This is a genomic window from Kitasatospora sp. NPDC059599 (genome assembly GCF_042735125.1).
In the GTDB taxonomy this organism is placed as follows: domain Bacteria; phylum Actinomycetota; class Actinomycetes; order Streptomycetales; family Streptomycetaceae; genus Kitasatospora.
The window spans coordinates 13382-37986 of the sequence record NZ_JBHWCL010000047.1 but is presented as its reverse complement, the minus strand read 5'-3'; the positions used below and the strand labels follow the sequence as shown (position 1 = coordinate 37986).

Annotated in this window: 24 protein-coding genes and 2 tRNA genes; 15 read left to right on the top strand and 11 right to left on the bottom strand. The window is 71.8% G+C overall.

Annotated features, from left to right (window positions below; all coding sequences use genetic code 11):
* The first annotated feature begins 334 nt into the window (after positions 1–334).
* The 5 genes from ACFV04_RS18500 (at position 335) to ACFV04_RS18480 (ending at position 4881) form a co-directional block, all read left to right on the top strand.
* Entirely contained in the window at positions 335–784 is a 450-nt protein-coding gene (locus ACFV04_RS18500; protein WP_380530147.1) for a sortase-dependent protein, read from the top strand.
* Positions 771–1751, top strand: coding sequence for a class F sortase (locus ACFV04_RS18495; protein ID WP_380530144.1), 981 nt, complete (start codon positions 771–773; stop codon positions 1749–1751). The genes ACFV04_RS18500 and ACFV04_RS18495 overlap by 14 nt, the downstream gene beginning before the upstream one ends.
* A 228-nt stretch (positions 1752–1979) precedes the next feature.
* A complete protein-coding gene (locus ACFV04_RS18490; RefSeq protein WP_380340724.1) occupies positions 1980–2810 on the top strand; it encodes a hypothetical protein in 831 nt (276 codons plus the stop codon).
* Complete coding sequence (locus ACFV04_RS18485; RefSeq protein WP_380530141.1) at positions 2807–3679, top strand: response regulator; 873 nt, start codon at positions 2807–2809, stop codon at positions 3677–3679. Before ACFV04_RS18490 ends, ACFV04_RS18485 begins: the two co-directional genes overlap by 4 nt.
* The gene (locus tag ACFV04_RS18480) at positions 3676–4881 is read left to right on the top strand and encodes a sensor histidine kinase (protein ID WP_380340718.1); all 1206 of its coding nucleotides are present in this window, start codon (positions 3676–3678) and stop codon (positions 4879–4881) included. The genes ACFV04_RS18485 and ACFV04_RS18480 overlap by 4 nt, the downstream gene beginning before the upstream one ends.
* A 389-nt stretch (positions 4882–5270) precedes the next feature.
* On the opposite strand, the gene ACFV04_RS18475 is transcribed toward ACFV04_RS18480, so the two are convergent.
* Positions 5271–5360 (bottom strand) — tRNA-Thr (locus ACFV04_RS18475).
* A gap of 795 nt (positions 5361–6155) precedes the next feature.
* Between ACFV04_RS18475 and ACFV04_RS18470 the strand changes: the two genes are divergently transcribed.
* Positions 6156–6863, top strand: coding sequence for a helix-turn-helix transcriptional regulator (locus ACFV04_RS18470; RefSeq protein WP_380530138.1), 708 nt, complete (start codon positions 6156–6158; stop codon positions 6861–6863).
* Entirely contained in the window at positions 6860–7324 is a 465-nt protein-coding gene (locus ACFV04_RS18465; RefSeq protein ID WP_380530135.1) for a hypothetical protein, read from the top strand. Before ACFV04_RS18470 ends, ACFV04_RS18465 begins: the two co-directional genes overlap by 4 nt.
* Positions 7325–7455: 131 nt before the next feature.
* Here ACFV04_RS18465 and ACFV04_RS18460 read toward each other — a convergent pair whose 3' ends face one another.
* Both ACFV04_RS18460 and ACFV04_RS18455 read right to left on the bottom strand, forming a co-directional pair.
* A complete protein-coding gene (locus tag ACFV04_RS18460; protein WP_380530132.1) occupies positions 7456–8274 on the bottom strand; it encodes a class I SAM-dependent methyltransferase in 819 nt (272 codons plus the stop codon).
* The gene (locus ACFV04_RS18455; protein ID WP_380530129.1) at positions 8271–9584 is read right to left on the bottom strand and encodes a helix-turn-helix transcriptional regulator; all 1314 of its coding nucleotides are present in this window, start codon (positions 9582–9584) and stop codon (positions 8271–8273) included. The genes ACFV04_RS18460 and ACFV04_RS18455 overlap by 4 nt, the downstream gene beginning before the upstream one ends.
* 203 nt (positions 9585–9787) lie before the next feature.
* Here ACFV04_RS18455 and ACFV04_RS18450 point away from each other — a divergent pair, with 203 nt between their 5' ends.
* The 5 genes from ACFV04_RS18450 to ACFV04_RS18430 all read left to right on the top strand — a co-directional run bounded on the left by ACFV04_RS18450 (position 9788) and on the right by ACFV04_RS18430 (position 13514).
* Positions 9788–10282, top strand: a complete 495-nt coding sequence (locus ACFV04_RS18450) for an ATP-binding protein (RefSeq protein WP_380530126.1) — start codon at positions 9788–9790, stop codon at positions 10280–10282.
* A 180-nt stretch (positions 10283–10462) separates the two neighbouring features.
* A complete protein-coding gene (locus tag ACFV04_RS18445; protein WP_380530123.1) occupies positions 10463–10603 on the top strand; it encodes a hypothetical protein in 141 nt (46 codons plus the stop codon).
* A 13-nt stretch (positions 10604–10616) separates the two neighbouring features.
* Complete coding sequence (locus ACFV04_RS18440) at positions 10617–11804, top strand: cupin domain-containing protein (protein WP_380530120.1); 1188 nt, start codon at positions 10617–10619, stop codon at positions 11802–11804.
* A complete protein-coding gene (locus ACFV04_RS18435) occupies positions 11801–12697 on the top strand; it encodes an aldo/keto reductase (RefSeq protein ID WP_380530117.1) in 897 nt (298 codons plus the stop codon). The genes ACFV04_RS18440 and ACFV04_RS18435 overlap by 4 nt, the downstream gene beginning before the upstream one ends.
* A 28-nt stretch (positions 12698–12725) precedes the next feature.
* Positions 12726–13514, top strand: a complete 789-nt coding sequence (locus tag ACFV04_RS18430; protein WP_380530114.1) for a hypothetical protein — start codon at positions 12726–12728, stop codon at positions 13512–13514.
* Positions 13515–13823: 309 nt separating this feature from the next.
* Here ACFV04_RS18430 and ACFV04_RS18425 read toward each other — a convergent pair.
* Positions 13824–13897: transfer RNA gene (locus ACFV04_RS18425), tRNA-Thr, on the bottom strand.
* A 285-nt stretch (positions 13898–14182) separates the two neighbouring features.
* Here ACFV04_RS18425 and ACFV04_RS18420 point away from each other — a divergent pair.
* From ACFV04_RS18420 to ACFV04_RS18410, 3 genes are all read left to right on the top strand, one after another.
* Entirely contained in the window at positions 14183–15280 is a 1098-nt protein-coding gene (locus ACFV04_RS18420; protein WP_380340709.1) for an ABC transporter ATP-binding protein, read from the top strand.
* 253 nt (positions 15281–15533) lie between these two features.
* Positions 15534–15977: a hypothetical protein gene (locus tag ACFV04_RS18415; protein ID WP_360252734.1), complete on the top strand. Its 444-nt coding sequence runs from the start codon at positions 15534–15536 to the stop codon at positions 15975–15977.
* Positions 15978–16076: 99 nt separating this feature from the next.
* Complete coding sequence (locus tag ACFV04_RS18410; protein WP_380530110.1) at positions 16077–16913, top strand: NDP-sugar synthase; 837 nt, start codon at positions 16077–16079, stop codon at positions 16911–16913.
* A gap of 188 nt (positions 16914–17101) precedes the next feature.
* On the opposite strand, the gene ACFV04_RS18405 is transcribed toward ACFV04_RS18410, so the two are convergent.
* The 7 genes from ACFV04_RS18405 to ACFV04_RS18375 all read right to left on the bottom strand — a co-directional run bounded on the left by ACFV04_RS18405 (position 17102) and on the right by ACFV04_RS18375 (position 24395).
* Complete coding sequence (locus ACFV04_RS18405; RefSeq protein ID WP_380530107.1) at positions 17102–18769, bottom strand: DoxX family protein; 1668 nt, start codon at positions 18767–18769, stop codon at positions 17102–17104.
* A gap of 390 nt (positions 18770–19159) precedes the next feature.
* Positions 19160–20152: a 23S rRNA (guanosine(2251)-2'-O)-methyltransferase RlmB gene (gene rlmB / locus ACFV04_RS18400; RefSeq protein ID WP_380530104.1), complete on the bottom strand. Its 993-nt coding sequence runs from the start codon at positions 20150–20152 to the stop codon at positions 19160–19162.
* Positions 20153–20289: 137 nt separating this feature from the next.
* Positions 20290–21699: a cysteine--tRNA ligase gene (gene cysS, locus ACFV04_RS18395; RefSeq protein ID WP_380340697.1), complete on the bottom strand. Its 1410-nt coding sequence runs from the start codon at positions 21697–21699 to the stop codon at positions 20290–20292.
* Between the two features lie 96 nt (positions 21700–21795).
* A complete protein-coding gene (locus ACFV04_RS18390; RefSeq protein WP_380530101.1) occupies positions 21796–22191 on the bottom strand; it encodes a PPOX class F420-dependent oxidoreductase in 396 nt (131 codons plus the stop codon).
* A 159-nt stretch (positions 22192–22350) separates the two neighbouring features.
* On the bottom strand, positions 22351–22851 hold the full coding sequence (ispF, locus tag ACFV04_RS18385) for a 2-C-methyl-D-erythritol 2,4-cyclodiphosphate synthase (protein ID WP_380530098.1): 501 nt from the start codon (positions 22849–22851) through the stop codon (positions 22351–22353).
* Complete coding sequence (ispD, locus tag ACFV04_RS18380; RefSeq protein WP_380530095.1) at positions 22841–23566, bottom strand: 2-C-methyl-D-erythritol 4-phosphate cytidylyltransferase; 726 nt, start codon at positions 23564–23566, stop codon at positions 22841–22843. The genes ispF and ispD overlap by 11 nt, the downstream gene beginning before the upstream one ends.
* A 346-nt stretch (positions 23567–23912) precedes the next feature.
* Positions 23913–24395 (bottom strand): CarD family transcriptional regulator, encoded by a 483-nt coding sequence (locus ACFV04_RS18375; RefSeq protein ID WP_014136563.1) that lies wholly within the window; start codon positions 24393–24395, stop codon positions 23913–23915.
* Positions 24396–24605 lie beyond the last annotated feature (210 nt).

Genomic DNA, 24605 nt, shown 5'->3' with positions numbered 1-24605 from the left:
CGCAGAGCGGCTGTTACGCAGCCGATGGACGGCCGTGACACGACCGGCCGAGGACCGCGACACCGCCCTCCTACCGTCATCACCACGCCCCGGCCGGACCGGCTGGACCTACCGGACCGGCCCCACCGGCCCGGGGCGTCCGCGACGAGGACGTACGAGTCCGGCGCCGACGACGAACGTCCGCGACCGCACCGCATCGCGCCACGCCGCATCACGCGATCCGCGCCGTCCCCGGGCGACGCGATCCGCGAAGCCGCGCGTAACGCGATCGACCGAACCGAAGACCGACGTACCGACGTACCGACGTACCACCGATGCAGATGGAGACCACAGCATGAGCAGGAGCCGTACCGATCGCTCGCCCGCCCGCCGCGTCCTGGCGGTCTGCGCCCTCACCGGGGCCGCGCTGCTGACCGCCATGACCGGCGGACAGGCCTGGGCCGACGGCGCGCCGAAGCCCGTCGCCTCGCCGGCTGCGGGCGCCGCCGCCACGTCGCCCGCCACGCCGACCCCGGCCGACCCGAAGGCCGCCGGCCCGGCCGTGAAGACCGCCACCGCGACCCCGGCCGACCCGAAGGCCGCCGCCCCGGCCGCGCCGCAGGCCCCCAACGGCAGCCAGCCGCAGGTCCGTGAGGTGCCGAAGGGCGCCGCGCAGGCCGGCGACGGCTCCGGTGCCTCCGACAGCTCCGGCCTGATGCTCGCGGGCGGCGGCGCCGTCGCGGCCGTCGGCGCCGGCGCGCTGGGCTTCGCCGTCCTGCGCCGCCGCTCCGGTGCGCGCGGCTGACACCGGTCCCGAGTCCGCCGGGCACCTCGGCGCCGCTCCCCCGCACCTGGCCAGTGGGGGGAACGGCGCCGGGGCCGCCCCGACGGCGGGGACCATCGGCCACGGCCGCACGCACATCGACCCCACGTACGACGGCCCCACGTACGACGGCCGCACGCACGACGGCCGCACGCACGACGGCGGCGCGTACGACGGCCGCACGCACGACGGCCACACGCAGGGCAGCCGCACACACGACGGCCGACCCGCCCGCGGCCCGGGACACCGGCGCGGACGACGCGGACGGCGCCGCGCCGCCGACCCCGGCCCGAGCCGCCTGCGCCGGACCGCCTTCGGCACGGCGGGTCTGCTCTGCCTGGTGCTCGGCGTCTCACTGGCGCTGTCCGGCCGGGAGACCCCCGTGGTGCGGATCGAGGCCTCGGGACACGGCAGCAGCACCGCCGACACCCCGCCGGCCGCACCGGCCGGCGGGACCACCGGACCGACCGGCGGCCCGGCGACCACCGCCGAGAAGCCCGTCCCGCCGTCCCCGCCGACGCGCCTGCTCATCCCCTCCGTCGGAGTGGACGCGCCGGTGACCGACCTCGGGCTGAACGCCGACGGCACCGTGCAGGTGCCGCCGGCCGACCGGGGCGACGAGGTCGGCTGGTACCGCAACGGCCCGACCCCGGGCGAGACCGGGCCGGCCGTCCTGATCGGGCACTACGACACCGTGCACGGCCCCGCGGTCTTCCGGCAGCTGCCGAAACTGCGGCCCGGCGAGCTCGTCCGGGTCCTGCGGGCGGACGGCAGCACCGTGGACTTCAAGGTCCGTACACTGCTCCAGGCCGCCAAGGACGGCTTCCCCACCGAACAGGTCTACGGCAACACGCCCGCACCCGCGCTGCGGCTGATCACCTGCGGCGGGCAGATCGGCTCGGACGGCCACTGGACGGACAACATCATCGTGCTGGCCGACCCGGCCTGAGTCCTCCCGCCCCGGACCGGCTGCTCCTGACCGGGCCGGCGGCTCCCGAGCCGGCCCGACGCCTCCCGAGCCGCCCTGATCGGTCCGCCGGGGAACCCCCGACCGCCGTCCGCACGACCTACCAGCAGGGCCCGGTCGGTCGGGCGGCGGCGGAGGAGTCGCGCACGGGCCCCCGCCGGAGCCGCCGGCCCGCCGCACCACCACAGATCAGGAGGACGAGCAGCGACCGTGGCAGCACCACCCGCACCCCGCCGCCGACCCGGCGCCGTCCCCGTGGCGGCCCTGGTCGGCCTGCTCGTCCTCCTCGCCCTCGCCGCGCTGGCCTTCGGCCGGTCCACCCCCGGTGGTCTGCAGGACCAGGGCCCGGTCCCGACAGTCACGCCACCGCCCGTCCCCCAGGCGCTCTGGCCGAACCTGAACGCCTCACCGGCCCCGGTCCAGCCCGCCACCGGCGGTGGCGCCACCCAGCCGCCGCCGCAGCCCGTGCCCGGCGTGACCGTCACCGGACAGGACATCACGGCGGTCGACCCCCGGACCGTCCTCGCCAAGGACCCGGCGGTGACCGCGGAGGAGCGGTCCGCCCTCGACCCCTGCAGCGGCTGCGAGGTCCGCACTCCCGAGTTCCGCGACCTCACCCGGGACGGCAGGCTCTCGCTGATCACCGCCGTCATCACCCCCGGCTCGGTGGTGCTGCACGTCTACACCCCCGACAAGGACCGTCTCCTGCCCGTCCTGCGGGTCCAGGTCCAACGGACCTTCAGCGCCGAGACCATCGGCTCCGACCTGTGGCTGTACGAGTCGAACGGCCTCTACGTCCGGACCAGCAGCCACTACCAATGGGACGGCGCCAGACTGGTCCTGCTGGAGCGGAAGGACGAGGGCCTCGGCGTGCTGCCGCCCACCGGCCCGGACCCCGCCCCGCCCAACGCCGCCGTCAAGTCCGCCGCACCGGCTTCCCCTCCGACCGCGACCGCCGCCGGGGCCGTCCCGACCCCCCGCGCGCCCCGACCGACCTCCCAGCCCTCCGCCCCCGCCGTGTCCCCGGAGCCGAAGCGATGACCCCCGCGACGTACCCCGCCGCCGCCCCCGCCCAGCCGCACATCCTCCTGGTCGAGGACGACGAGGTGATCCGCGAGGCCACCCGGATGGCCCTGGAGCGATACGGCTTCCCGGTCAGCACGGCCGCCGACGGCCTGGAGGGGCTGGAGGCCTTCCGCGCCGTCCGGCCCGACCTGCTCCTGCTGGACGTCATGCTGCCGCTGCTCGACGGGGTCGGCCTCTGCCGCCGGATCCGCGAGGAGAGCCAGCTGCCGATCCTGATGATGTCGGCGCGCACCGACCCGGTGGACGTCGTGTCCGGGCTGGAGGCCGGTGCGGACGACTACGTCGTCAAGCCTTTCGAGAGCGCCGTGCTGGTCGCCCGGATCCGTACCGTGCTGCGGCGCGTCCCGGTCGCCCCGGCGGCCACCGCCGGGGCGCCGCCGTCCGAGGTCCCGGCCGACGCGTCCGCCCCGGCCGCACCGTCCCCGTCCCCCTCGCCGTCCCAGCCCTTCCTGCAGTCCCCTCCCGCCGCTCCCGCCGCTCCCACCGTGGCGTCCCCGTCATCCCCGTCATCCCCCTCCCCCCGGCCCTCCCCGGCGGTCCGCAGCTTCGACGGCCTCCAGGTGGACACCGACAGCATGGAGGTGCGGGTCGACGGCCACCTCGTCCCGCTGACCCCCACCGAGCTGCGGCTGCTGCTGGAGTTCACCGCCGCCCCCGGCATCGTCATGGAGCGCTCCACCCTGCTCGAACGGGTCTGGGACTACGAGTGGGGCGCCGACACCCGGGTCGTGGACGTCCACGTACAACGGCTGCGCGCCAAGATCGGCTCCGGCCGGATCGAAACCGTCCGCGGGTTCGGCTACAAGCTGCGGCGCCCCGCATGACCCTGCGCCGCCAGATCGCCACCGCCGTCGCCGCCGTCTCCGTCCTGGTCGCGGTGGCCGTCGGCCTGCTGGTCCACCAGGCGATGATCCGTCAGCACGTCGAACAGGCCCGCTCCGCCGCCCTCACCGCCCTCGCCTCGGCCCAGGACGGCTACAAGCTCAGCCCCGAACCGGCCGGCCGCGGCGCAGCCGTCAACGACCCGGCGCTGCCCGAGCGGCTGCGCGCCCTCGCCGCCGGCGGCCGGCAGGGCTCGATGCTCGCGACCGACGGCAAGGGCGAGTCGATGTGGGCGGCCGGCCCGGTCCTGAGCGGTGTGCTCTCCGTCCGGCTGGACTTCACCCAGGACCGGCAGGCCATCGCCGACCTCGACCGGATCATCCTGCTCACCGTCATCGCCGCGGTCTTCACCACCGTGCTGGTCGGCGTCCTCGTCGCCGACCGCATCAGCCGCCGCCTGCGCACCGCCGCCACCGCCGCCCGGGGAATCGCCGCCGGCGGGACCGACACCCGGATCGGCGAACTCGTCGACGGCAAGGACGAGGTCGCCGACCTCGCCGCCGCCGTCGACCTGATGTCCCGCACCCTGCACCGCCGACTGGCCGACGAGCAGCGCTTCACCGCGGACGTCGCCCACGAACTACGCACCCCGCTCACCGGCCTGGTCACCGCCGCCGAACTCCTGCCGCCCGGCCGCCCCACCCAGCTCGTCCAGAACCGGGTCCAGGCCCTGCGCGGCCTGGTCGAGGACCTCCTGGAGGTCTCCCGCCTCGACGCCGACGCCGAGTCCCCCGACCTCTCCGCCGTCCCCCTGGAACGCGCGGTGCGGCGCACCGTCACCCTCACCGGGCTGGACGTCACCGTCGAGGTCGCCGCCGACCTCCGGGTCCGCACCGACCTGCGCCGGCTCGACCGCATCCTCGGCAACCTGATCCTCAACGCCCACCGCCACGGCGCCGCCCCGGTCCACGTCCACGTCGACGGCCACCGCATCACCGTCCGCGACCACGGCCCCGGCTACCCCGACGACCTGCTCCGGCACGGCCCCCAGCGCTTCCGCACCAACATCCCCGAACGCGGCCGCGGCCACGGCCTCGGCCTCACCATCGCCACCGGCCACACCCGCGTCATCGGCGCCACCCTCACCTTCACCAACCACCCCACCGGCGGCGCCCTCGCCACCCTCAGCCTCCCCCCGGACTGACACCCGCCCCGCCCGCACCCACGCCCCCTCCTCTCCTCCCTCACCACATCACCGCTGCCGCCGCGCCAACCGGCCCGGCCGGCCGGGGCTTCCGTTCCCACCGCTCGGTGCGTGGGCATGCTCATCCCGGCCGGGAGGCCACGCAGGAGGGGACACGTGACGGAGCCGGTGGCCAAGCTGTGACGGGTGCCCGGCAAGGAGCGGCTGTACGTCAACAAGGCCGGTGCCCGCGGCGATTCGGTGGCTCGGCCGGACTTGCAGGACCCGGACCGCCGGCCGAAGCGCTGAAGCGTCGCCGCAAGTCCGACCGATGTCATCCGGAGATGTCAGAACGCCCCGGTCCGATCCCGGCCCGGGGCGTTCTCCGACCCTCTGACCCGGGCCGGACGTGGAGCCCCCTGTCGGGTTCGAACCGACGACCCCCGCTTTACAAGACGAACCCGGATCATGACGGGGCGTGACACCTGATGCCGCGTGGCGCTGAACCTGCAGGTCAGCGCCACGCGGTGGGTTTCGTGATCCAACTCCGAGCGGTTCGTGCCAGCCCGTCCGCTCACGCAACGCTCACGCAGGCGTCCTTGCGGTGAGCTTTCTCCGGCCCTGGAATCGCTACTCTGCATGATCGCGCAGCTGCGACACGCGGCATTGGCTTTTGCAGCGCCCCGAATGTCCGCCACAACAGCTACGCTCGTGACACCACTCGAACGGCCTAGTGATTAGGGCGCAGTTGCGCGTCGGCGAGATTGCCGGCCCATTTGGGCCGCGAGCTCTTGGAAGGGCAGCCATTGTCTGAGCTCAACAGGTTCTCGCCCAGCCCTGGCAACCCGGCGACAGCTGGCCTTTCGGCGGTATGGCGCCTGCAGATCGAGGTCCCGACACGCCGCTTCGCCCCGAAAGGGACATGCCAATGGTAGGAGCGCCACTCCGCCCTGGGGACCATCCGAAGAAGGAGATCCGAAAGGTTCTCGAAAAGTGGGTGAAGGCCGGATGGGCCATCCACGACGACGGACACTGGGGCAAGCTGTACTGCCCTTGCGCGAACGGCGGCTGCACCACGATCCCCATCAGCAGCACTCCCAAGAACCCAGCATGGGAGGCGAAGCAGATCGACCGCAAGGCAGCCCGATGCCCGCTGCCGGAGGACTCGCCGCAGCGCAGCTTGACCGGCCGACCACGTGACTAGCCCCACACGCATGTCCGATTTGACCCGATTGCCCGTTGACGATTGACAACAGATCTGCCATGGTGGCGTGTAAGTGGAGAAGGGGAACCTCATGGAGTACGAGTTCACCTTCATTGTCGCCGGCGTTGACGTCGACGATGAATCAGCGACAGAAGCTCTTCGCGATCATGTAAACGCAATGCTTTTGCGCGCAGGCGGCTTGGATCTCATGACCGTTCTCGCCGAAGGTGAGAACGCGGTTCAGGCGGCTCTCGACTGCGTCTCTACCGCCAAGGCAACAGTGCCCCAGCTGCGCGTCTTGCGTCTCGATCGAGACCTAGTGGGGATTAGTGAGATCGCCGACCGCACGGAGAGATCGCGCCAGAACGTAGCCCAGTGGATCAGTGGCGAGCGCAAGTCGAACGGCACGCCATTCCCTGCCGCTGAAGGCACCGCCGGTCGATCCAATGTCTGGCTCTGGACCGAGGTGAACGAGTGGCTACGGCAGTACGACCTTGCCGATGAGGCGCAGCACCCGACCCGCGCGGAGATGACCGAGATCGACTTCGCCCTAACGAATCTGGCGCCCCTCACCCCGCGCTGGCCCGAAGAAGTTGGCCACGCTGTCCCGGTATGCACCGAGTCGCTCCATACGGTGGATATGGGATCCGACCTTATGCTCTTGGAGATGAGGATCCAGGCCACCAGCGATCCAACCAGGTCACTTCGGTTCGAAGGCTCCGCCCACGTGGTGTCGAAGCCGACTGCCCGGCCAGTGCCCTCCGAGTTCAAGCCCCTGCGTCCCTTGGTGAGGAAATGACCGACCAAGCCACCATCGGACCAGCAGATCTGGTTCCCGTGCTTCAGCGCGCGGAGCTGACTTCGGTCTACGCCCTGGAGTTGCACGCCACCCGAAGCAGCGGCGAACACCCGACCAAGGCCAACTGGACCATGGAATCTGGCATGGCCCCTGGCGACGGAGTGATCGATTACAAGTTCGACGCCAAGTGCGTCCTAACCGGGGACGACGAATCGCTGGTCGCTGACCTCCACGTCGCTGTTGTGGCCCACTACAGCTTGGCGGAGGGCCCTCCGATCTCCGAGGCAGTGTTGAACGCCTTTGGCAACGTACTTACCACGCCAGCGGTGTACCCATACCTGCGCCAGTACCTCCAAGACATGGCAGCCAGGATTGGACTTCCGGGGTTCACACTCGGGCTCCTCAAGCCTGACCCGGAACACCAGATCACGGTGTCCCTCAACTCCCCAACTCTGGCCTAGCGAAACACCACTGGCCGACTGGCCGCCCAGTTTGGGTCCGGCCAGGCTGCGTTGCGCGATCGTGAGCACCACCGTTTGCTGAGCTATTTTGCGATGCGCAGCACCCACTCGCGACGCCCGGGCTGCCTCTCCTAGGGCAGGCAGGTCAGGATGCCGCCGAGGCACGTGATCTTGAATGATCCCTCGGCCGCGATCGTGGCAGCGACAATCTCAGCCGCCCGACTGACGGTCTCTCGGAAGGGAACACCGCACTGCTCGGCCCATGCCTCGTAGGAGGCCAGGTGAGCGACGATCGGCGACGGGTCGGAGACCGCAATAATGCCCGGTAGCTCCCGGACTCGGATCTCCTTGAACGCCGCACCGAGGTAGCCGGAGGCCTTCTCCAGGGAGAAGCGCGAGCTGAGCGAGACCCGAGCCGGACCCTCGGGAATGCCCAGAACGTCGCCTGCCGCTCTGGCCCAAAGCTGGTCCAGTTCGTGCTTGTCGGTGTCGCTATTCGTCGAGGCAATGAACAGACCGTCGGGTCGGAGGACGCGGACCAGTTCTTCGATCGTGGCTTCGATGTCGCCCACGTGGTACAGCATGTGCAGGGCCAGTACGGCGTCCGCGCTGTCGTTGGCGAAGGGCAGAGCCTGGGCGTCGGCCACCAGGACCGGCTTCAGAACATCGGCGAGGATGCCCGCCGAGATGTCCATCCCGACGACCTGAAGGTCCGGGCGGTCCGTGTGCAAGCGGCTGACGAACTTGCCGTTGCCGCAGCCGATGTCGAGAACGATCCCGCTTGTGCCGGCCAGCTCTTCGACGACGATCCCGGGCAGGTCGTACTGCGGCTGCTGCCACCGGTAGATCGACTGGCGGGCGGCCAGGTGGCGTCCGTCGGCGTAGGCGTTGTTCGCGAGGATGGACTTGTCGGCGACTGCGGCGTCCTGCTGTGCGGTGTTGCTCGTCACTGTGGCAGCTCCGGAGGGTTCGTGAGTGCGGGTCGAGAGCAGGCTTCTCTGACATTCTCACGGAGACCCAGGACGATCGGGGAGCCTGCATAGTCGGGCTCGGCAAGACGGGCGCTCAGCGCCCGAAGGCGGCTGGAGATGCTCGCTGTTCGCCGGTCCGGTGCGGCGTCCAACACCACCGAGAGCTTCTCCTGCACGCCGTCGAGGTCACCGTGGGCGAGGTGGGCGTTGGCGAGGTCGAGGCGGGCGGCCAGCAGGTCGCCGGAGGACTGCTCCTGTCGCGGTGCGGACTCATACAAGGCGATGGCCCTGGAGGACGCCTCGATGGCGCGGTTCACATACGACCAGCTGCCCAAGGCCAGGAGGGCGGTGCCGGCGTAGGTCCACTGCTTGGCCTCGGGGAACGTGAATACGCCGGGAAGGTCCACGGCGGCTGCTGCGCTCCGCGCCGCCGCGGCCGCTTCCACAGCTCGTAGCGCGCTCGCGCTGTCGCCGAGCGCGGCGGTGGCCCGTGCTTCGAGGCTGAGCAAACGGGCGGCGATCGTCCCGCTGTCCGCGTACGGCAGTCCGGCTCTGGCCAACTCGGCGGCCTGGCGGTGCTCCTGCTGCCAGTAGGCGATCAGGGACTGGACGGATCGGATCCAGGCCCGGAGACCGTTGTGGCCGGCTGACTCAGCGCAACGCCAGGCCGTTCGCGAATGCGTAGCCGCAGCTGTGTACTGGCCGAGGTCGAGGGCGACATGAGTCGCCAGGCCACAGAGGCGCCCGGCCTGCAGGTAGAGATGGCCTGTCTGGTAGGGGTGTTGGCGGCCTCGGAGTAAGTCGAACACTCCTCGCCGGAGGGTTCCGATGTCGTGGAAGAGCTCCGATACAGGCTTGCTCACGTAGTCCCCCGCCAGCCTCGCAATATCCGCGTCGATCTGTTCGAGCAGCGTGTCGTCCACGTTGGACGCGCTCGCGAAGCGGAGGAAGAGCGCGGACTCTGCCGAGTCGGCTGCCACGGCCGATACGAGGTCGTTGTCGTGGTCCGTGCGCCGGGCAGGCACAGGAAGAGATGCTTCGCCGAGGCTGCTGGGCGGTGGAACTGCTCCGGCGGCCGCAGAGGGTGCTGCCAGCAGGTCGGCCAACTGGTCGGCCGAGAGTTTCAGAGCGCGGGCGAGCTTCGGCCGCATCCAGGGCTGTGGGGCACCCCTGCCGCTCTCCCATCGTCCCACGGTCGTACGGTCCACATCGAGGGCTTCAGCCAGGGACTCCTGGGTGTGGCCGACAGCCTCCCTGCGCTGGATCAGCCGGGACCTCCTGGATGCCATCCCGCGTCCTCCAGAGGTACGTCAGTTCGTCTGCAGCCGTAACAGGCCAGGTCATGCCCGGGTTTGCAGCACGGATGCCTCATTGTCGCCTCAATTCTGCTCTGGTTCACCGGCGTTGGAGGCGGTTCTGTTGATACCTGCCGGGTGAATCCCGGCGCGAATCGGCCCGCTGCCAACCTCGTCCCGGTGAAAGGTCCGCGCTCATGTCCGTCGCCACCCGGCAGGCCACTGCCCCCGCCCCGTTCGGCTTTCGCGTGCTGCCCAGTGTCAAGGCCGTACCGAACGCCCGGCGGCGGGTGATATGGACCGTGCGCGGTTGGGACCTGCCGCTGACGAAGGACGCGCTCCGCGATATCGAGTTGTTGTCCAGCGAGCTGATCACCAACGCCGTGTCCCACACCCACGCTCCGTGCGTCGTGTGCGTGTCCTGGGACGGTGAACGGCTGCGCGTCGAGGTGACGGACGTCGGCCACGAACTCCCGGCTGCCGGCGGGATCGATCTCGACGCCACCGACGGGCGTGGGCTGTTCCTCGTGGCCGCGCTCGCGACGAACTGGGGCGCCGAGCCGGACCCCGTCGGCAAACGGATCTGGTTCGAGGTCGGCACCACCGCCGCCGTCTCGGGCGACGAGCGACTCACCGCGCTGGTGAGGGCCGCGACCCCGAAGGCACGGGACGTCGTCCCGACCAGTGCCTGACAAGACTTCCTCCCGCCCCGACGCGGGCTTGGGGGATGCGGGTAGCCGCGCTGGTCAACAGCCACGCGGCATAAGCGCCTGAGGTTCCTTGCCAGCGGCTTGCCCTGGCAACGGACCCATCACTGCACCCACGACGGGGCTGGGCAGTCGGCCCGCCCCATGAAACCGAAGGAGTGCTTCATGCCCGAGAACCTGACGACCGACACCGAGCTGGAGTCCGACGGCCTGCTGGTCGCCCGTACGAAGGTCGCTGCGGCCCGTTCGCGCGGCGAGCAGCCGTCGGACGGCGGCTCCACCGGCCGAACCGACACCAACGACTGACGGCTGCATCACGATGACCGCCGAGCAATTCTCGGTGGTTGAGCGTCTGGGCGGGGATGACTTCCTCGCCCGGACGCTCGGCCGCAGCTTCAAGGTCGCACGCGGTGAAGCCGCGTCGCTCGCCGGACTGATGAGCTGGGATGACCTCAACGCCATCCTGACCCACCACCGGTTCGAACCCCCGCGCTTCCGCCTCGCCGCCAACGGGGAGCAGGTGCCCGCGCACACCTACTCCCGGCCGATCACCACCCGGCGCAACACCGTCTGGCACCAGCTCCAGCCCTCCGAGCTGCACAAGCGTCTCGCCGAGGGCGCCACGCTGGTCCTGGACACCATCGACGAACTCCACCCCGGCATCGGCGCTCTGGCCGGCCGGCTGGAGCGCTGGCTGCGAACCGGCGTGCAGGTCAACCTGTACGCCTCCTGGACCGGCACCGAGGGCTTCGGCGTCCACTGGGACGACCACGACGTGGTCGTCGTCCAGCTCGATGGTGCGAAGCGCTGGCGCATCTACGGCCCCACCCGCACCGTGCCGATGCATCGCGACGTCGAGACGCCGGAGCAGCCGCCCAAGGAACCCGTCGCCGATCTGGTGCTCACCGCCGGCGATGTGCTCTATCTGCCTCGGGGCTGGTGGCATGCCGTCGCCGCCTCCGAGGGCCAGCACTCGCTGCACGTCACGTGCGGGCTGCAGAGCACAACGGGCGCCGATCTGATCACCTGGCTGTCGGAGATGCTGCGCGCCCACGAGGCCGTACGGGCGGACATCCCGCGCTTCGGGGCCGCCGAGGAGCATCGCGCCTTCCTCGACACGATCGGCAAACTCATCGCAGGAGAGCTAGCGAGCGACGACCTGATCGCCCGCTTCTCCTCCGCTCGCGACGCCACTGAGCGAGCGCGGCTCTCGCCGTCGCTGCCCCACATCACGGCCGCCCCACCGAATGCCAACCTGCAGGTACGCCTGATCACCACGCGGCCCGCGCTCGCGGCCATGCCCGACGGCACCGTCCGGCTGACCGCTGGCGGCGAGGAATGGACGTTTGCCGCCAAGGCCGAGCCGATGCTCGCGCTCCTCGCCGACGGGGAACCGCACCGGCTGGCCGATCTCGCTCAGGCCGCAGGCATCAGCCTCGGGCAGGCGGCCGGTGTCGTGACGGAGCTGGTTGACGGTCAGGCCGCCGCGATCGGAGGCGCGCGATGACAGCCTGGCTGGGCCTCGGCACCTACCGTTGCCTCGATGTGGCCGAGGCCGCGCTGATGGCCGCCTCCCGTGGTGCGGGCTGGGTGGACACAGCGCCCAACTACGCAATCGGCCGGGCGGAGATGTCGCTCGCCGTGGTTCTGGCCGCCTACCCCGATCTGTGTGTCTCCACCAAAGTGGGCTTCATCCCCGCCAGCGCCGGGCACATCGGGGTACGAGCCGGTGCCCTGTCCGCAACGGACGCCCAACGCGGGCACTGCCTCGCCCCGGATTACGTCACCTGGCAGCTGGCGCGCAGCAGGCTGATGCTCGGCCGTGTACCCGACCTGGTGTTCGTCCACAACCCCGAGCACGCCTGTCCGGACGGCGAGATCACCGACCGGCTCTACAACGCCTTCCTGGCTCTGGAGGAGGCGTGCAGCCAACAGATCATCGGCGCCTACGGAGTGGCGACCTGGCACGGCTTCAGCAGCGGCCTCTTCGACGTACCCACGCTGGTCGAACTCGCGACCATGGCGGGCGGGCCGAATCATCACCTGTGGGCCATCCAGCTCCCGGTCTCCCTCGTCCACCTCGCGCCCGTTGCCCAGGCTCTCGACGGTCACGGCCCGTTGGCCGATGCCCTGGCTGCGGGACTGGAGGTGTTCGCCTCCGCCCCGCTCCACGGCGGCGAGATCCCCGGCATGGTGACCCCTGAACTGTCCGAGCTGATCAACCCCGGCAAGACCCCTGCCCAGACCGCCCTCGCCGTCGTGGCCTCAGCCCCAGGGGTGAAGCGCGTGCTCCTGTCGACGGGGAACCCGGAACACTGGAGGCAAGCCGCCGAAGCCGTCGGCCGACCGCCGTTGTCTCCGGACGTACTCCGAAGGGTCGTTGATGTACTCGGAACCTGAGCCGGACGCCGCCAGGCGGATGCGCGGGATGCACGCCACAGCAGCAACGGCGCTCGACGCGACGCCAGTCGGCTCCTGCGAAGCGTGGGGCTGGCGCGGTCGTACCCTCAGCCGCCCGGTTGCCACGGCGTCCGGCGAGGGCTGGCTCCGCCTGGTGTCGGCCCCGGCCGACAAGGCCGGCGGGAAGCTCTGGGAGGGACCGCAGGAGGCAGAACGGCTCATGCCTCCTGCGGTCCCCAGGCCGCGCCTGCGGGAGCGGCGAACCTGGACCGAGGGCGAGCACGGCTACCTGGCGGAGCTGTACGACAAGATCACTGCCTCGACCATCGCTACCCACGAGCCGATCCTTCGGGAAGCACCCGACCTGGACGACGCCTGGTGGGACTCGCTCAGCACCGCCCTCGACGCCATTGCCACCGTTCCCAGCGACCGGGTGGCGGTCCGGCAGGAATACCTGAACCGCGCCATGCCCCAGTACCTGGGCATCCCGATCGACACCAAGGTGACCACCTGGACGACGGCCCACGGTGACCTGCACTGGGCCAACCTCACGGGCCCAACCCTCACGGTCCTCGACTGGGAAGGCTGGGGCGCCGCGCCTGCCGGGTACGACGCAGCGCTGTTGTACTCGTACAGCCTCCTCGTGCCGGACACCGCCACCCAGCTCCGTCAGCAGCTCGCCCATATCCTCGACACGCCGGCCGGGCAGTTCGCTGAACTGGCCGTCATCACTGAACTGCTGCAAACCACTACTCGAGGCGACAACCTCGACCTTGAGGAGCCCCTGCGAAGGCGGCTCTCCGCGATCACCGGATGACCGGCCCCGCCCCCGGTCGAGGCCAGCGCATCGGGGGCCCCTGGGATATCCACCCTGCCGACATGCTCCGTCTCAAGGGGGCAGGCCGGGCAGGCCCGCTGCCGCAGGCCGACCCGGCGATCTCGGAGGCAGCGACCCGACTCGTTCCCCCCGGGCGAACAGGGCCGTGCACAGGTGCCCGGTCGACGCCAAGCCGATCAGACCGTTCAGACCATCCAGCTCACGCAAACGGCCTCGGACGAGAAGTCCGAGGCCGTTGGCAAAGCCCCCAGAAGGCCAAACCTGCAGCTCATCCGGGGTGGTGTGCTGAGCCCCCTGTCGGGTTCGAACCGACGACCCCCGCTTTACAAGAGCGGTGCTCTGGCCAGCTGAGCTAAGGAGGCACGGTGGCCGTCCGCGACGGATCACGGCGGCACCGGGGGCAGTCTACCGGGCCGGGGTGGCGGGGTGGTGGGATATCCGGGGGTTGGTGGGGCGGGTGGGCGTGATGGAACCGATGCCGAAATCGGGTCGGTGGGGGGCTGACAAGCCGCGGAAGCGCAGGTAGCGTCGCCGGGAGTCGGTTCGTGTAGTGGTTCAGACCACTGACGGGGCGACGGAGCGAGAACCACACACCCCTTTACTCGGATCGTCCGGCACGTTCCTGCCGGTGAAGGAGAGCAACAACCATGGCTTCTGTCACGTACGACCAGGCGACCCGCATCTACCCCGGGGCGGACAAGCCCTCGGTGGACGCGCTGGATCTGGAGATCGCGGACGGCGAGTTCCTCGTGCTGGTCGGCCCGTCGGGCTGCGGCAAGTCGACCAGCCTGCGCATGCTGGCTGGTCTGGAGGACGTCAACTCCGGCGCGATCCGGATCGGCGACCGGGACGTCACCCACCTGCCGCCGAAGGACCGGGACATCGCCATGGTGTTCCAGAACTACGCGCTGTACCCGCACATGACCGTCGCCGAGAACATGGGCTTCGCGCTCAAGATCGCCGGCGTGAACAAGGCGGAGATCCGGACCAAGGTCGAGGAGGCGGCGAAGATCCTCGACCTCACCGAGTACCTGGACCGCAAGCCGAAGGCGCTTTCCGGCGGTCAGCGCCAGCGCGTCGCGATGGGCCGCGCGATCGTCCGCCAGCCGCAGGTCTTCCTGATGGACGAGCCGCTGTCGAACCTGGACGCCAAGCTCCGCGTCTCGACCCGTACCCAGATCGCCGGCCTGCAGCGCCGCCTGGGCATCACCACGGTGTACGTCACCCACGACCAGACCGAGGCGCTCACCATGGGCGACCGGGTCGCGGTGCTCAAGGACGGTCTGCTGCAGCAGGTCGACACCCCCCGCAACATGTACGACAAGCCCGCCAACCTGTTCGTGGCCGGCTTCATCGGCTCGCCGGCCATGAACCTGGTCGAGGTGCCGCTGGTGGACGGCGGCGTGAAGTTCGGCGGCTCGGTCGTCAACATCTCGCGCGAGAACCTGGCCGGCGCCGGTTCCGACAAGACGGTGACCGTCGGTGTCCGCCCCGAGCACTTCGAGATCGTCCCGGCGGGCGGCATCGAGGGCGTCGCGGTGACCGTGAACGTGGTCGAGGAGCTCGGCTCGGACGGCTTCGTCTACGGCACCACCAAGATCGGCGGCGAGGACAAGGACCTGGTCGTCCGCGTTCCCGGCCGCCAGATCCCGGCCCGCGGCGAGACCATCCACGTGGTGCCGATCGCCAACGAGACCCACGTGTTCGCGACCGGCACCGGCAAGCGCCTGAGCGTCTGCGACTGACACCGGCGCCACACCCGCCACACCCGCCACACCCGGCACACCCGGCACGGCTGCCATCACCGGCATCGCCGCCGCCACCGGCATCGAAGCAACGGAGCCCGTCGGACCCTCCCCGGTCCGGCGGGCTCCCGCCGTGCGTCCCGCGTCAACGCGTCAACGCGTCAACACGGCGTGGGGACGAACCAGGACAGCGTGTCACTCGATGGTGTAACGGAGGGCAATCTCGCCCGTACCCACCGCTACTCTCCTGAGGGTGAAGCAGCTTGTGCGCCGTATCGGCCAGACCGTCGCCCTGACCCTGCCCGTCGTCCTGGTGACCACCGGCACCCTCGCCGTGACCAGGGTCCCGTGGGCCCCGCCGACCGGGCTCGACCAGCAGGTCGTGGCGGCGTCCAGCGGTGACGGCGCCGGGATCGGGCGTTCCGACACCTCGACCAGGTCCGCCGACGGGCTCGCCCCGCAGGAGTCCCTGCGGGTCGCCCTGCTGGACGAGTTGCGTGCGAAGAACCCGTCCGCCGCGCTGGACCTGCTGGAGCGTTCGATGCGCGAGCAGCCCTCGCTGACGCCGTACTGCAGTTCGCTGGCCACCGAGTTGGGCAAGGCGGCGGTGCGCAAGTACCAGGGCGACGTCCAGCGGGCCCGGTCCTTCGCCCGCCCGGTCTGCGACGGCGCGTTCGCGGCGGGTGTGGTGGGCTGACGCCGACGCCGGGGCCCGTCCTCGCCGCCCCGCGGGCGGGAGTTCGACGGCGGGCCCGGAACCGGTCCTGGCCCGGGGTGGCGGCCCTATTGTTCAGGCATGACCGCTGACTCCGGCCCCACCGCCGACCTCGCGTCCCCGAACTCCCCGCAGTCCCAGGGCTCTTCCCTGGCCCGGACCGCCCCGCAATCCCACCCGCCCCGGCCGACGTCGACGCCGGTGACCCAGGCGGTCATCCTGGCCGGCGGCCAGGGCTCCCGGCTGCGGCCCTACACGGACGACCGGCCGAAGCCACTGGTCGAGATCCCGGGGACGGGCACGCCGATCCTCGGCCACCAGCTGGCCTGGCTCACCGCCGAGGGCGTCACCGACGTGGTGGTGTCCTGCGGGCACCTGGCCGACGTGCTGGAGGAGTGGCTGGCCACGACGGACCTGCCGCTGCGGGTGCGCACGGTGGTCGAGGCGGAGCCGCTCGGGCGCGGTGGCGGGCTGAAGTACGCGGCCAAGGCGCTGCCCCGCCCGGACGAGCCCTGGTACGCCACCAACGGCGACATCTGGACCCGTTTCAGCCTGCGGGAGATGGCCGCCTTCCACCACGAGCGGGACGCCGTCGCGACGCTCGCGCTGGCCCGGCCGCGGATCCCGTGGGGCGCGGTGGAGACCGACCAGTTCGGCAACGTGCTGGACTTCATCGAGGCGCCGCCCTCGCCCTTCCTGATCAACGCCGGCCTGTACGTCTTCAGCCCGGAGTTCGCCGAGCTGCTGCCGGACGTGGGCGACCACGAGCGCACCACCTTCCCCCAACTCGCCCGCAGCAAGCGGCTGGCGGGCTACCAGCTGCCGCAGGGCGTGTACTGGCGCGCGATCGACACCGCCAAGGACCTCACCGAGGCCGCCAAGGAACTCGCCGCCGGAGCCGGCCACACGCCGCGGTGACGCCCCCGGCCGCCCCTGCGGCCTCCGCGGCCCCGTAGGCTCCCGCAGCCCCGTGGCACCCCGCCGACGGACAACAGCAACAAGCAGCGACGGACAGCGCCGACGGACAACAGCGACGGACAACGACGGATCGGCCGGGTACTCCCCCACGGAGCACCCGGCCGATCCGTCGTGTCAGGCCCTCACCCTCAGGTCGCGGTCGGGGCCCCCGGGCGGGAGGAGCGGGCGCCGCCGGACAGGTCGGCCAGCGGCGCGCTGCCCAGCACCCCGCCGAGCAGCCCGGCGCCGGAGCTGGGGCTGGACTTGGGCGCCGGGCCCGAGCCGCCGGGGCCCGGGGTGCTGCGCTGGGCGGGCGCGGAGCCGCCCGATCCGGCGGACGGTGCGGCGGGCGCCGGGGAGGAGCCCGACCCGGTCTCCGCCTTGCCGGAGTGGCCCTTGCCGCTCGGGGGCGGGGTGGCGGGCTTGGAGGGCGGGGCGGTGGACGGCGTGGTGGCGCTCGGGGTGGGGGTGGCCGGGCGCGGGGCGGTGGGCGAGGGCGAGGTGGACGGGCCCTTGCCACCGGGGCCGCCGGACGGGCTGCCGGACGGCCACACCGGGGTGCCGTAGTCGTTGGCGGGCCGGGTCGGTGCCTGGTGCGCGCGGGCGCCGGTGCGGACGGCGGCGCCGAACATCGAGCCGAGCAGCAGGGTCAGACCGACGACGACGGTGGTGACCACCGTGCCGCGGCGCAGCACCCGCCGGCGCAGCGCCCCGGGGGCGTCCGCGCCGAACCGCCGCCAGGCCTCCAGGTTGAGCCGGCCGTCGAGCGAGGCGAACGGTGCCCCGGCGATCAGCAGCGGGCTCCAGGCCGCGAGGAAGATCAGGTCGGGAGTGTCGTAGACGGGGACGGCCCGCCAGCTGACGGTGAACAGCAGCGCGGCGGAGAGCACCATCGCCGCCCCGGCCGCGAGCCGCTGCCAGAGGCCGAGGACGGTCAGCACGCCGACCACGATCTCGGTGAACGACACGATCAGGCCGGCGCCCACCGGGTGCGCCATGGCGAAGGCCAGCAGCGGCTCGGCGACCTTCCAGGGGTGCAGCGAGGAGAGCCAGCGCATCATCGAGCCGCGCTCGCCGCCGTCGAAGTACACCGGGTCGCACAGCTTGCTGAACCCGGCGTAGACCGAGAGCGAGCCGAGGACGGCGCGCAGCGGCAGGAGCACCAAGCCGAGGTCGACCCGGCGGCCGGGGTACCAGGGCTGCTTGCCTTCGGCGTCGACGGCGGAGACCTCGGGCAGTTCGCCGCTCGGGGTCCAGCCGTGCGGCTCACCGATCGGGCCGACGCCCGCGTCGGTGGCGCTGCCGTTGCCCTCGCGGGGCTGGCGCGGCACGGTCCGGGCGCCCGCGAGGGACGGGATCACCTGGGTGTCCGCCTCGGCGAGGCCGACGCCGCGGCCGCGCCCGGGGGCACCGCCCTGGCGCACGGCCTCCAGCAGTTGGGTGGCCGCGAGGTCGCCGGGGGGCGCCTGGCCGGTCCAGGTGACGGCGGTGACCCGGCCCTTGCGGCGCGGCGCGCCGGCCCCGGCCAGGGCCGGGACGGCGGAGGCGGGCACGACGACCTGCGGGGTGACCAGCGGACGACGGATCAGGCCCTGGTTGGCGTAGGGGTCGCCGAACGCGGCGCCGGTGGACAGCAGTCCGGCCGGGGCCTCGATCAGCGGCGCCACCGGGACGCCGAGCCGGAGTCGGAAGCTCGCCTGGGTGCTGCTGAGCCGCGCGGGGTCCGACTCCACCTTGACGGTGTTGAGGCCGGGGCCCGCGTCTATCCCGGTGCTGCCGCCGCCGAACAGGGGGCGCCGAGGTGTTCTGGTGTCCACGCCCGTCTAACCGGGTGACGGCCGCTTAGGACACTCTCCCGGGTGGATGTCCGGCGCATACTTGAAGTGATCATGAAAAAAGCGATCGGGCCCGGTCGGACCCGATCGCCTTTCACCCGGATTGCAGGCAATCCGGAAGATCGCCTGCGCCCCGCCCATCGAACGTGCTCGGTGCTCGGCGCACATCTCCGCGTCCACCGGCGCGGCGGCCCGGGCGGACGCCACCACCGCAGCGGCAGCCTCGGCCGAGCACGTCAACCTCGACGCCGACCTCGGCCGAGCACGTCAACCTCGCCCCCGGTCCCGGCCGAGCACGCCAACCTCGCCCCCGGTCCCGGCCGAGCACGTCAGCCTCGACGTCGACCACGGCCGAGCACGTCAGCCTCCGCCTCAGCGCTTGGCGCGCAGCCGGGCGGCCTCGTACAGCACGATGCCCGCCGCGACACCGGCGTTCAGCGACTCGGTCAGCCCGGACATCGGGATCCGCACCCGCATGTCGCAGGTCTCCGAGACCAGCCGGGACAGGCCCTTGCCCTCGCTGCCCGCGACGATGACGACCGGGCCGGTCAGCAGCTCCAGGTCGCCCAGCTCGCCCTCGCCGTCGGCGGCCAGGCCGACCACCATCAGGCCGGCCTTCTGGTAGGCCTCCAGGGTGCGGGTGAGGTTGGTGGCCCGGGCGACGGGCAGCCGGGCCGCGGCGCCGGAGGAGGTCTTCCAGGCACCGGCGGTCATGCCGGCCGCGCGGCGCTCGGGGATGACCACGCCGTGCGCGCCGAAGGCGGCGGCGGAGCGGACCACGGCGCCCAGGTTGCGCGAGTCGGTGACGCCGTCCAGCGCGATGATCAGCGCGTCCTGGCCGGCGTCGGCGGCCTCGGCCAGCAGGTCCTCGGGGTGGGCGTACTCGTACGGCGGGACCTGGAGCACCAGGCCCTGGTGGTTGAGCCCGCCGGTCATCTGGTCCAGCTGCGGGCGCGGGGCCTCCATCAGCGGGATGCCGCGGTCGTTGGCGGCCTGGAAGGCGTCGCGGACCCGGTCGTCGGTGTCGATGAACTGCTGGACGTACAGCGCGGTGGCCGGCACGCCGCCCTGCAGCGCCTCGACCACCGAGTTGCGGCCGAAGACCAGTTCGGCGCTGCCCGCGCCGCCCCGGCCACCGCGGCCGGCGCCGCCGGCCCGCCGCATGCCGGCCCGGGCCTTGGCGTCGCGCTCGCGCTTGATCGCGGCGTTGGCGGCCCGCTGCTTGGGGTGGCCCTTGCGCTCCGCGCCGGGCGGGGTCGGGCCCTTGCCCTGGAGCGACTTCCGGCTGTGCCCGCCGGTACCGACAGACGCACCCTTCTTCGATCCGGGGTTGCGGCGGTTCCTGCGCTGGCTGTTGCCGGCCATGGCTGTACTTCCTGTCTGTCCGGCATGCCCTGGCCGCCCCGTTCTGTCCGGCGGCGGCCGACGGCATGCGCTACGTCATGCGGGAGGGCCGCACCGGTCCGGTGCGGCCCACCCATCACCCCGATCGTCAGATGGGGTTACTGGCTGTTGATCGTCCAGCGCGGGCCGGACGGGGTGTCCTCGATCGCCAGCCCGGCCAGGCCGAGCTGGTCGCGGATGGCATCCGCGGTGGCGAAGTCCTTGCGCTCGCGCGCCGCCTGCCGCTGGTCCAGGACCAGGCGGACCAGCGAGTCGACCACGCCGTGCATGCTCTCCAGTGTCCCAGCCTCGCCGCGGTCCGTCCCGGCCCAGTGCGGGTCGAGCGGGTCGAGGCCCAGCACTCCGAGCATCGCACGGACCTCGGCCAGTCGCGCCACCACGCTCTCCTTGTCGTCCGCGTTCAGGGCGCTGTTGCCCTGGCGGACGGCGGTGTGCACGACGGCCAGCGCCTGCGGGACGCCGAAGTCGTCGTCCATCGCCTCGGCGAAGGCCGGCGGCACCTCGGGCGCCGCGTCGACCGTGCCGCAGCGCTCGACGGCGCGCTGGATGAAGCCCTCGATCCGGCCGAAGCCGACCTCGGCCTCGCGCAGCGACTCCTCGCTGTACTCGATCATCGAGCGGTAGTGCGGGCCCGCCAGGTAGTAGCGGAGCACGATCGGACGCCAGTTCCGGACCATCTCGGAGACCAGCACCGAGTTGCCCAGCGACTTGCTCATCTTCTCGCCCGCCATGGTGACCCAGGCGTTGTGCACCCAGAAGGCGGCGAAGTCGTCGCCGTAGGCCTTGGACTGGGCGATCTCGTTCTCGTGGTGCGGGAAGATCAGGTCCAGCCCGCCGCCGTGGATGTCGAAGGCCGGGCCCAGGTACTTGTGGACCATCGCCGAGCACTCCAGGTGCCAGCCCGGGCGGCCGCGGCCCCACGGGGTCTCCCAGCTCGGCTCGCCCGGCTTGGCGGCCTTCCACATCGCGAAGTCACGCTGGTCCCGCTTGCCGGTCTCGCCGTCCCCGCTCGGCTGGCGCAGGTCCGCCAGCTTCTGGTTGGAGAGCGCCAGGTACTCGGGGTACGACTTCACGTCGAAGTAGACGTTGCCGTCGGCCGCGTAGGCGTGGCCCTTCTCGATGAGCCCCTGCATCATCTCGACCATCTCGGGGATGTGCCCGGTGGCCCGCGGTTCGACGGTCGGCGCCAGGCAGCCGAGGGCGGTGTAGCCGTCGTTGAAGGCGCGCTCGTTCTCGTAGGCGATCTGCCACCACGGGACGCCGAGCTCGCGCTCCTTGGCGATGATCTTGTCGTCGATGTCGGTGACGTTCCGGGCGAAGGTCACCTGGTAGCCGCGGTAGGCGAACCACCGCTGCATGATGTCGAAGTTGAGCCCGGAGCGGATGTGCCCGATGTGAGGCGCCGACTGGACGGTAGCGCCGCACAGGTAGATCGAGACACAACCCGGTACAAGCGGGACGAAGTCGCGTACCTGGCGGGTGCTGGTGTCGTACAGACGAATGCTCACAGCGTCAAGCGTAGTGGGCAGCAGGGGGTGCCCCGCCACATTCCCCGGGACAACGGGGGCGTGATCCCGGGGAACGGCAGGTCGCGGGCGGTCGGATCAGATGCCGCCGACCACCTTGCGGGGGGTGAGCCGCACCACCACGCGGACGTCCTCCGGGCCGTCCCAGGTGTACTTGTCCACGCCGCGGTACTTGGCGGCCAGCTCGTCGATCAGCTCCCGGCCGCCCTCGGTGGTCATGGTGACCTCCCCGCGCGCCTCCAGGTACTCGTACGGGCTGTCCGCCGGGTTGACCAGGATCGAGACGCGCGGGTCCCGCACCAGGTTGAGGTGCTTGCGGCGGCCCTGGACGGTGGAGAACAGGATGTCGTCACCGTCCCGCCTGACCCAGACCACCGAGGACTGGGGGCTGCCGTCGGGCTGGATCGTGGAGACCACGGCGAAGCTCTTGCCGTCGATCAACGCCTTGGCACGGTCGGAGAGTTGGGTGGTCATCTGGCGAACCTCATCTCGTCGGCGGCGGTCACGGCCCGGAGGGATGCCCCGCTCGGGCCCGAAGCCGAACAGTATCGACCCGGGCCCCCGCGCGAACCGGTGAACACCCGTCAGGCGCGGTTTCTTCCCGGCCCGCTCACCTCACCGGCCCCACCGGCCTCAACGCCGCTCGTACACCAGGGCGGTGGCGATCGCGGCCAGCCCCTCGGCGCGGCCGGTCAGGCCCAGCCCGTCGGTGGTGGTGCCGGAGACGGAGACCGGGGCGCCGGCCGCCTCCGAGAGCGCGGCCTGCGCCTCGGCCCGGCGCTTGCCGATCTTCGGCCGGACACCGATCACCTGGACGGCGACGTTGCCGATCTCGAAGCCGGCCTCGCGGACCAGCCGGGCCGCCTCGGCGAGCAGCTTCGCCCCGGAGGCGCCGGCCCACTCCGGGCGGTCGGTGCCGAAGTGGGCGCCGAGGTCGCCGATCCCGGCGGCCGAGAACAGCGCGTCGCAGGCGGCGTGCGCGGCGACGTCGGCGTCCGAGTGCCCGGAGAGCCCGGCCCCGGCGTCCGGCCACTCCAGCCCGGCCACCCAGAGCGGGCGGCCGCCCTCGAAGGCGTGCACGTCGGTGCCGATCCCGGTGCGGGGGATCACGGGGGTCTGCGGGTCAGTAGGCATCGGCAGCCCTCCGGCGGGCGAGTACGGCCTCGGCGAGCACGAGGTCCAGCGGACGGGTGACCTTGAACGCCTCCTCGTGGCCGGGCACCACGACGACCCCGCCGCCGTAGCGCTCGACCAGGCCGGCGTCGTCGGTGACCGGCGGCGCGCCGGCGGTGCCCGCGTTCTCCTCGGCCAGCGCCTCGGCGTGCACCCGGACCAGGGTGGCGCGGTCGAAGCCCTGCGGGGTCTGCACCGCGCGCAGGGCGGACCGCTCGGGCGTGTCGAGCACCGGCTCGGGGTGGCCCGGGTTCGGCTCGACCCGCTTCACGGTGTCGGCCAGTGGCACGGCGGGCACCACGGCCCGCGCCCCGGCCCGGACGGCGGCCGCGACGGCGTCCACCACCTCGACCGGCACGAGCGGCCGTGCCGCGTCGTGCACCAGGACGATCTCCACGTCCTCCGGGATCGCGGCCAGGCCCAGCCGGACCGACTCCTGGCGGGTCGCGCCGCCGGCCACCACCCGGACGTCCTTGCCGTCCAGCCCGTGGCTGTCCAGCAGGGCGACCACCTCGGCCACCCCGTCGGCGGGTGCGGCGACCACGACCAGGCCGACGGCCCGGCTGCGGGCCAGCGCCCGGACGGCGTGCACCAGGAGCGGGACACCGCCCAGCTCCCGCAGGGCCTTCGGGGCCCCGGGGCCCAGCCGCTCACCACGTCCGGCGGCGGGCACCACTGCTGCTGCGACTGCTGCTGACGCGTTCAGGTTTCACTCCTTCGGCGAAGTGGGTATGGCCATGGCGTGCCCGGCGGGCGCACCGGACCCCTTCCGAAGAGCCACGGTCCGCTGCCCGCCGCACGGTTCCGCAGCGTTCGCACTCCGCAGGATCCGCGAGAGGGCGGGCGCGCAGAAACGGTCCCGCCGGCCTGGGCCGGCCCGGGTGGGAGGCGTTGTCCGGACACGCCTCAGCGCCCGGAGTGCCACTGCACCACTCCCGGACGGTTCGTCCGAGGAGCGGCGCGCCGACACCGGGCGCTGTGAGCGTTGGGCGGCAGCCCGACCGCATGCGGCGACGCGTGCGCTACGAGGCGAGGACCTCGTCGAGCAGCGTTTCCGCCTTGTCCTCGTTGGTGTTCTCCGCCAGCGCGAGTTCGCTGACGAGGATCTGGCGCGCCTTCGCGAGCATCCGCTTCTCGCCGGCCGAGAGGCCGCGCTCGCGCTCGCGACGCCAGAGGTCGCGCACAACCTCGGCGACCTTGATAACGTCGCCCGAGGCGAGCTTCTCCAGGTTCGCCTTGTAGCGACGGGACCAGTTGGTCGGCTCTTCCGTGTACGGTGCGCGCAGCACCTCGAAGACCCGGTCCAGACCCTCCTGGCCGACCACATCGCGCACGCCGACGAACTCCGCGTTCTCGGCGGGCACGCGGAGCGTCAGGTCTCCCTGCTGCACCTTGAGCACCAGGTAGGTCTTGTCCACACCCTTGATCTGGCGAGTTTCGATGGCCTCGATCAGTGCGGCCCCGTGATGGGGGTAGACCACCGTGTCGCCAACCTTGAACGTCATGTGACAGGACCCCTTCCGTGGCTTTCCAGAATAACACGCTTCTCGGCGCACCCGAAGGGCGTTTTCGCAGGTCAGGGCAGGTCTCGGGGCTTGACAAGCACCCCCATCACGTGCTGCGACCGGTGTTCGAGAGGGGCTTCCCGCAGGTCGGAGGCGGTTCCGGGGTTCGTCGAAACCCTTGCGCAACACCCCCGCAAGCATGATTGGATC

What these genes read in the sequence shown, in the direction of transcription:
- ACFV04_RS18450 (WP_380530126.1), top strand. Translation starts at nt 9,788, where the DNA reads ATGTCCGTCGCCACCCGGCAGGCCACTGCCCCCGCCCCGTTCGGCTTT.
- ACFV04_RS18430 (WP_380530114.1), top strand. Translation starts at nt 12,726, where the DNA reads ATGCACGCCACAGCAGCAACGGCGCTCGACGCGACGCCAGTCGGCTCC.
- ACFV04_RS18445 (WP_380530123.1), top strand. Translation starts at nt 10,463, where the DNA reads ATGCCCGAGAACCTGACGACCGACACCGAGCTGGAGTCCGACGGCCTG.
- ACFV04_RS18390 (WP_380530101.1), bottom strand. Translation starts at nt 22,191, where the DNA reads ATGACCACCCAACTCTCCGACCGTGCCAAGGCGTTGATCGACGGCAAG.
- ACFV04_RS18470 (WP_380530138.1), top strand. Translation starts at nt 6,156, where the DNA reads ATGGAGTACGAGTTCACCTTCATTGTCGCCGGCGTTGACGTCGACGAT.
- ACFV04_RS18420 (WP_380340709.1), top strand. Translation starts at nt 14,183, where the DNA reads ATGGCTTCTGTCACGTACGACCAGGCGACCCGCATCTACCCCGGGGCG.
- rlmB (WP_380530104.1), bottom strand. Translation starts at nt 20,152, where the DNA reads ATGGCCGGCAACAGCCAGCGCAGGAACCGCCGCAACCCCGGATCGAAG.
- ispF (WP_380530098.1), bottom strand. Translation starts at nt 22,851, where the DNA reads ATGCCTACTGACCCGCAGACCCCCGTGATCCCCCGCACCGGGATCGGC.
- ACFV04_RS18440 (WP_380530120.1), top strand. Translation starts at nt 10,617, where the DNA reads ATGACCGCCGAGCAATTCTCGGTGGTTGAGCGTCTGGGCGGGGATGAC.
- ACFV04_RS18485 (WP_380530141.1), top strand. Translation starts at nt 2,807, where the DNA reads ATGACCCCCGCGACGTACCCCGCCGCCGCCCCCGCCCAGCCGCACATC.
- ACFV04_RS18435 (WP_380530117.1), top strand. Translation starts at nt 11,801, where the DNA reads ATGACAGCCTGGCTGGGCCTCGGCACCTACCGTTGCCTCGATGTGGCC.
- ACFV04_RS18455 (WP_380530129.1), bottom strand. Translation starts at nt 9,584, where the DNA reads ATGGCATCCAGGAGGTCCCGGCTGATCCAGCGCAGGGAGGCTGTCGGC.
- ACFV04_RS18480 (WP_380340718.1), top strand. Translation starts at nt 3,676, where the DNA reads ATGACCCTGCGCCGCCAGATCGCCACCGCCGTCGCCGCCGTCTCCGTC.
- ACFV04_RS18500 (WP_380530147.1), top strand. Translation starts at nt 335, where the DNA reads ATGAGCAGGAGCCGTACCGATCGCTCGCCCGCCCGCCGCGTCCTGGCG.
- ACFV04_RS18465 (WP_380530135.1), top strand. Translation starts at nt 6,860, where the DNA reads ATGACCGACCAAGCCACCATCGGACCAGCAGATCTGGTTCCCGTGCTT.
- ACFV04_RS18375 (WP_014136563.1), bottom strand. Translation starts at nt 24,395, where the DNA reads ATGACGTTCAAGGTTGGCGACACGGTGGTCTACCCCCATCACGGGGCC.
- ACFV04_RS18410 (WP_380530110.1), top strand. Translation starts at nt 16,077, where the DNA reads ATGACCGCTGACTCCGGCCCCACCGCCGACCTCGCGTCCCCGAACTCC.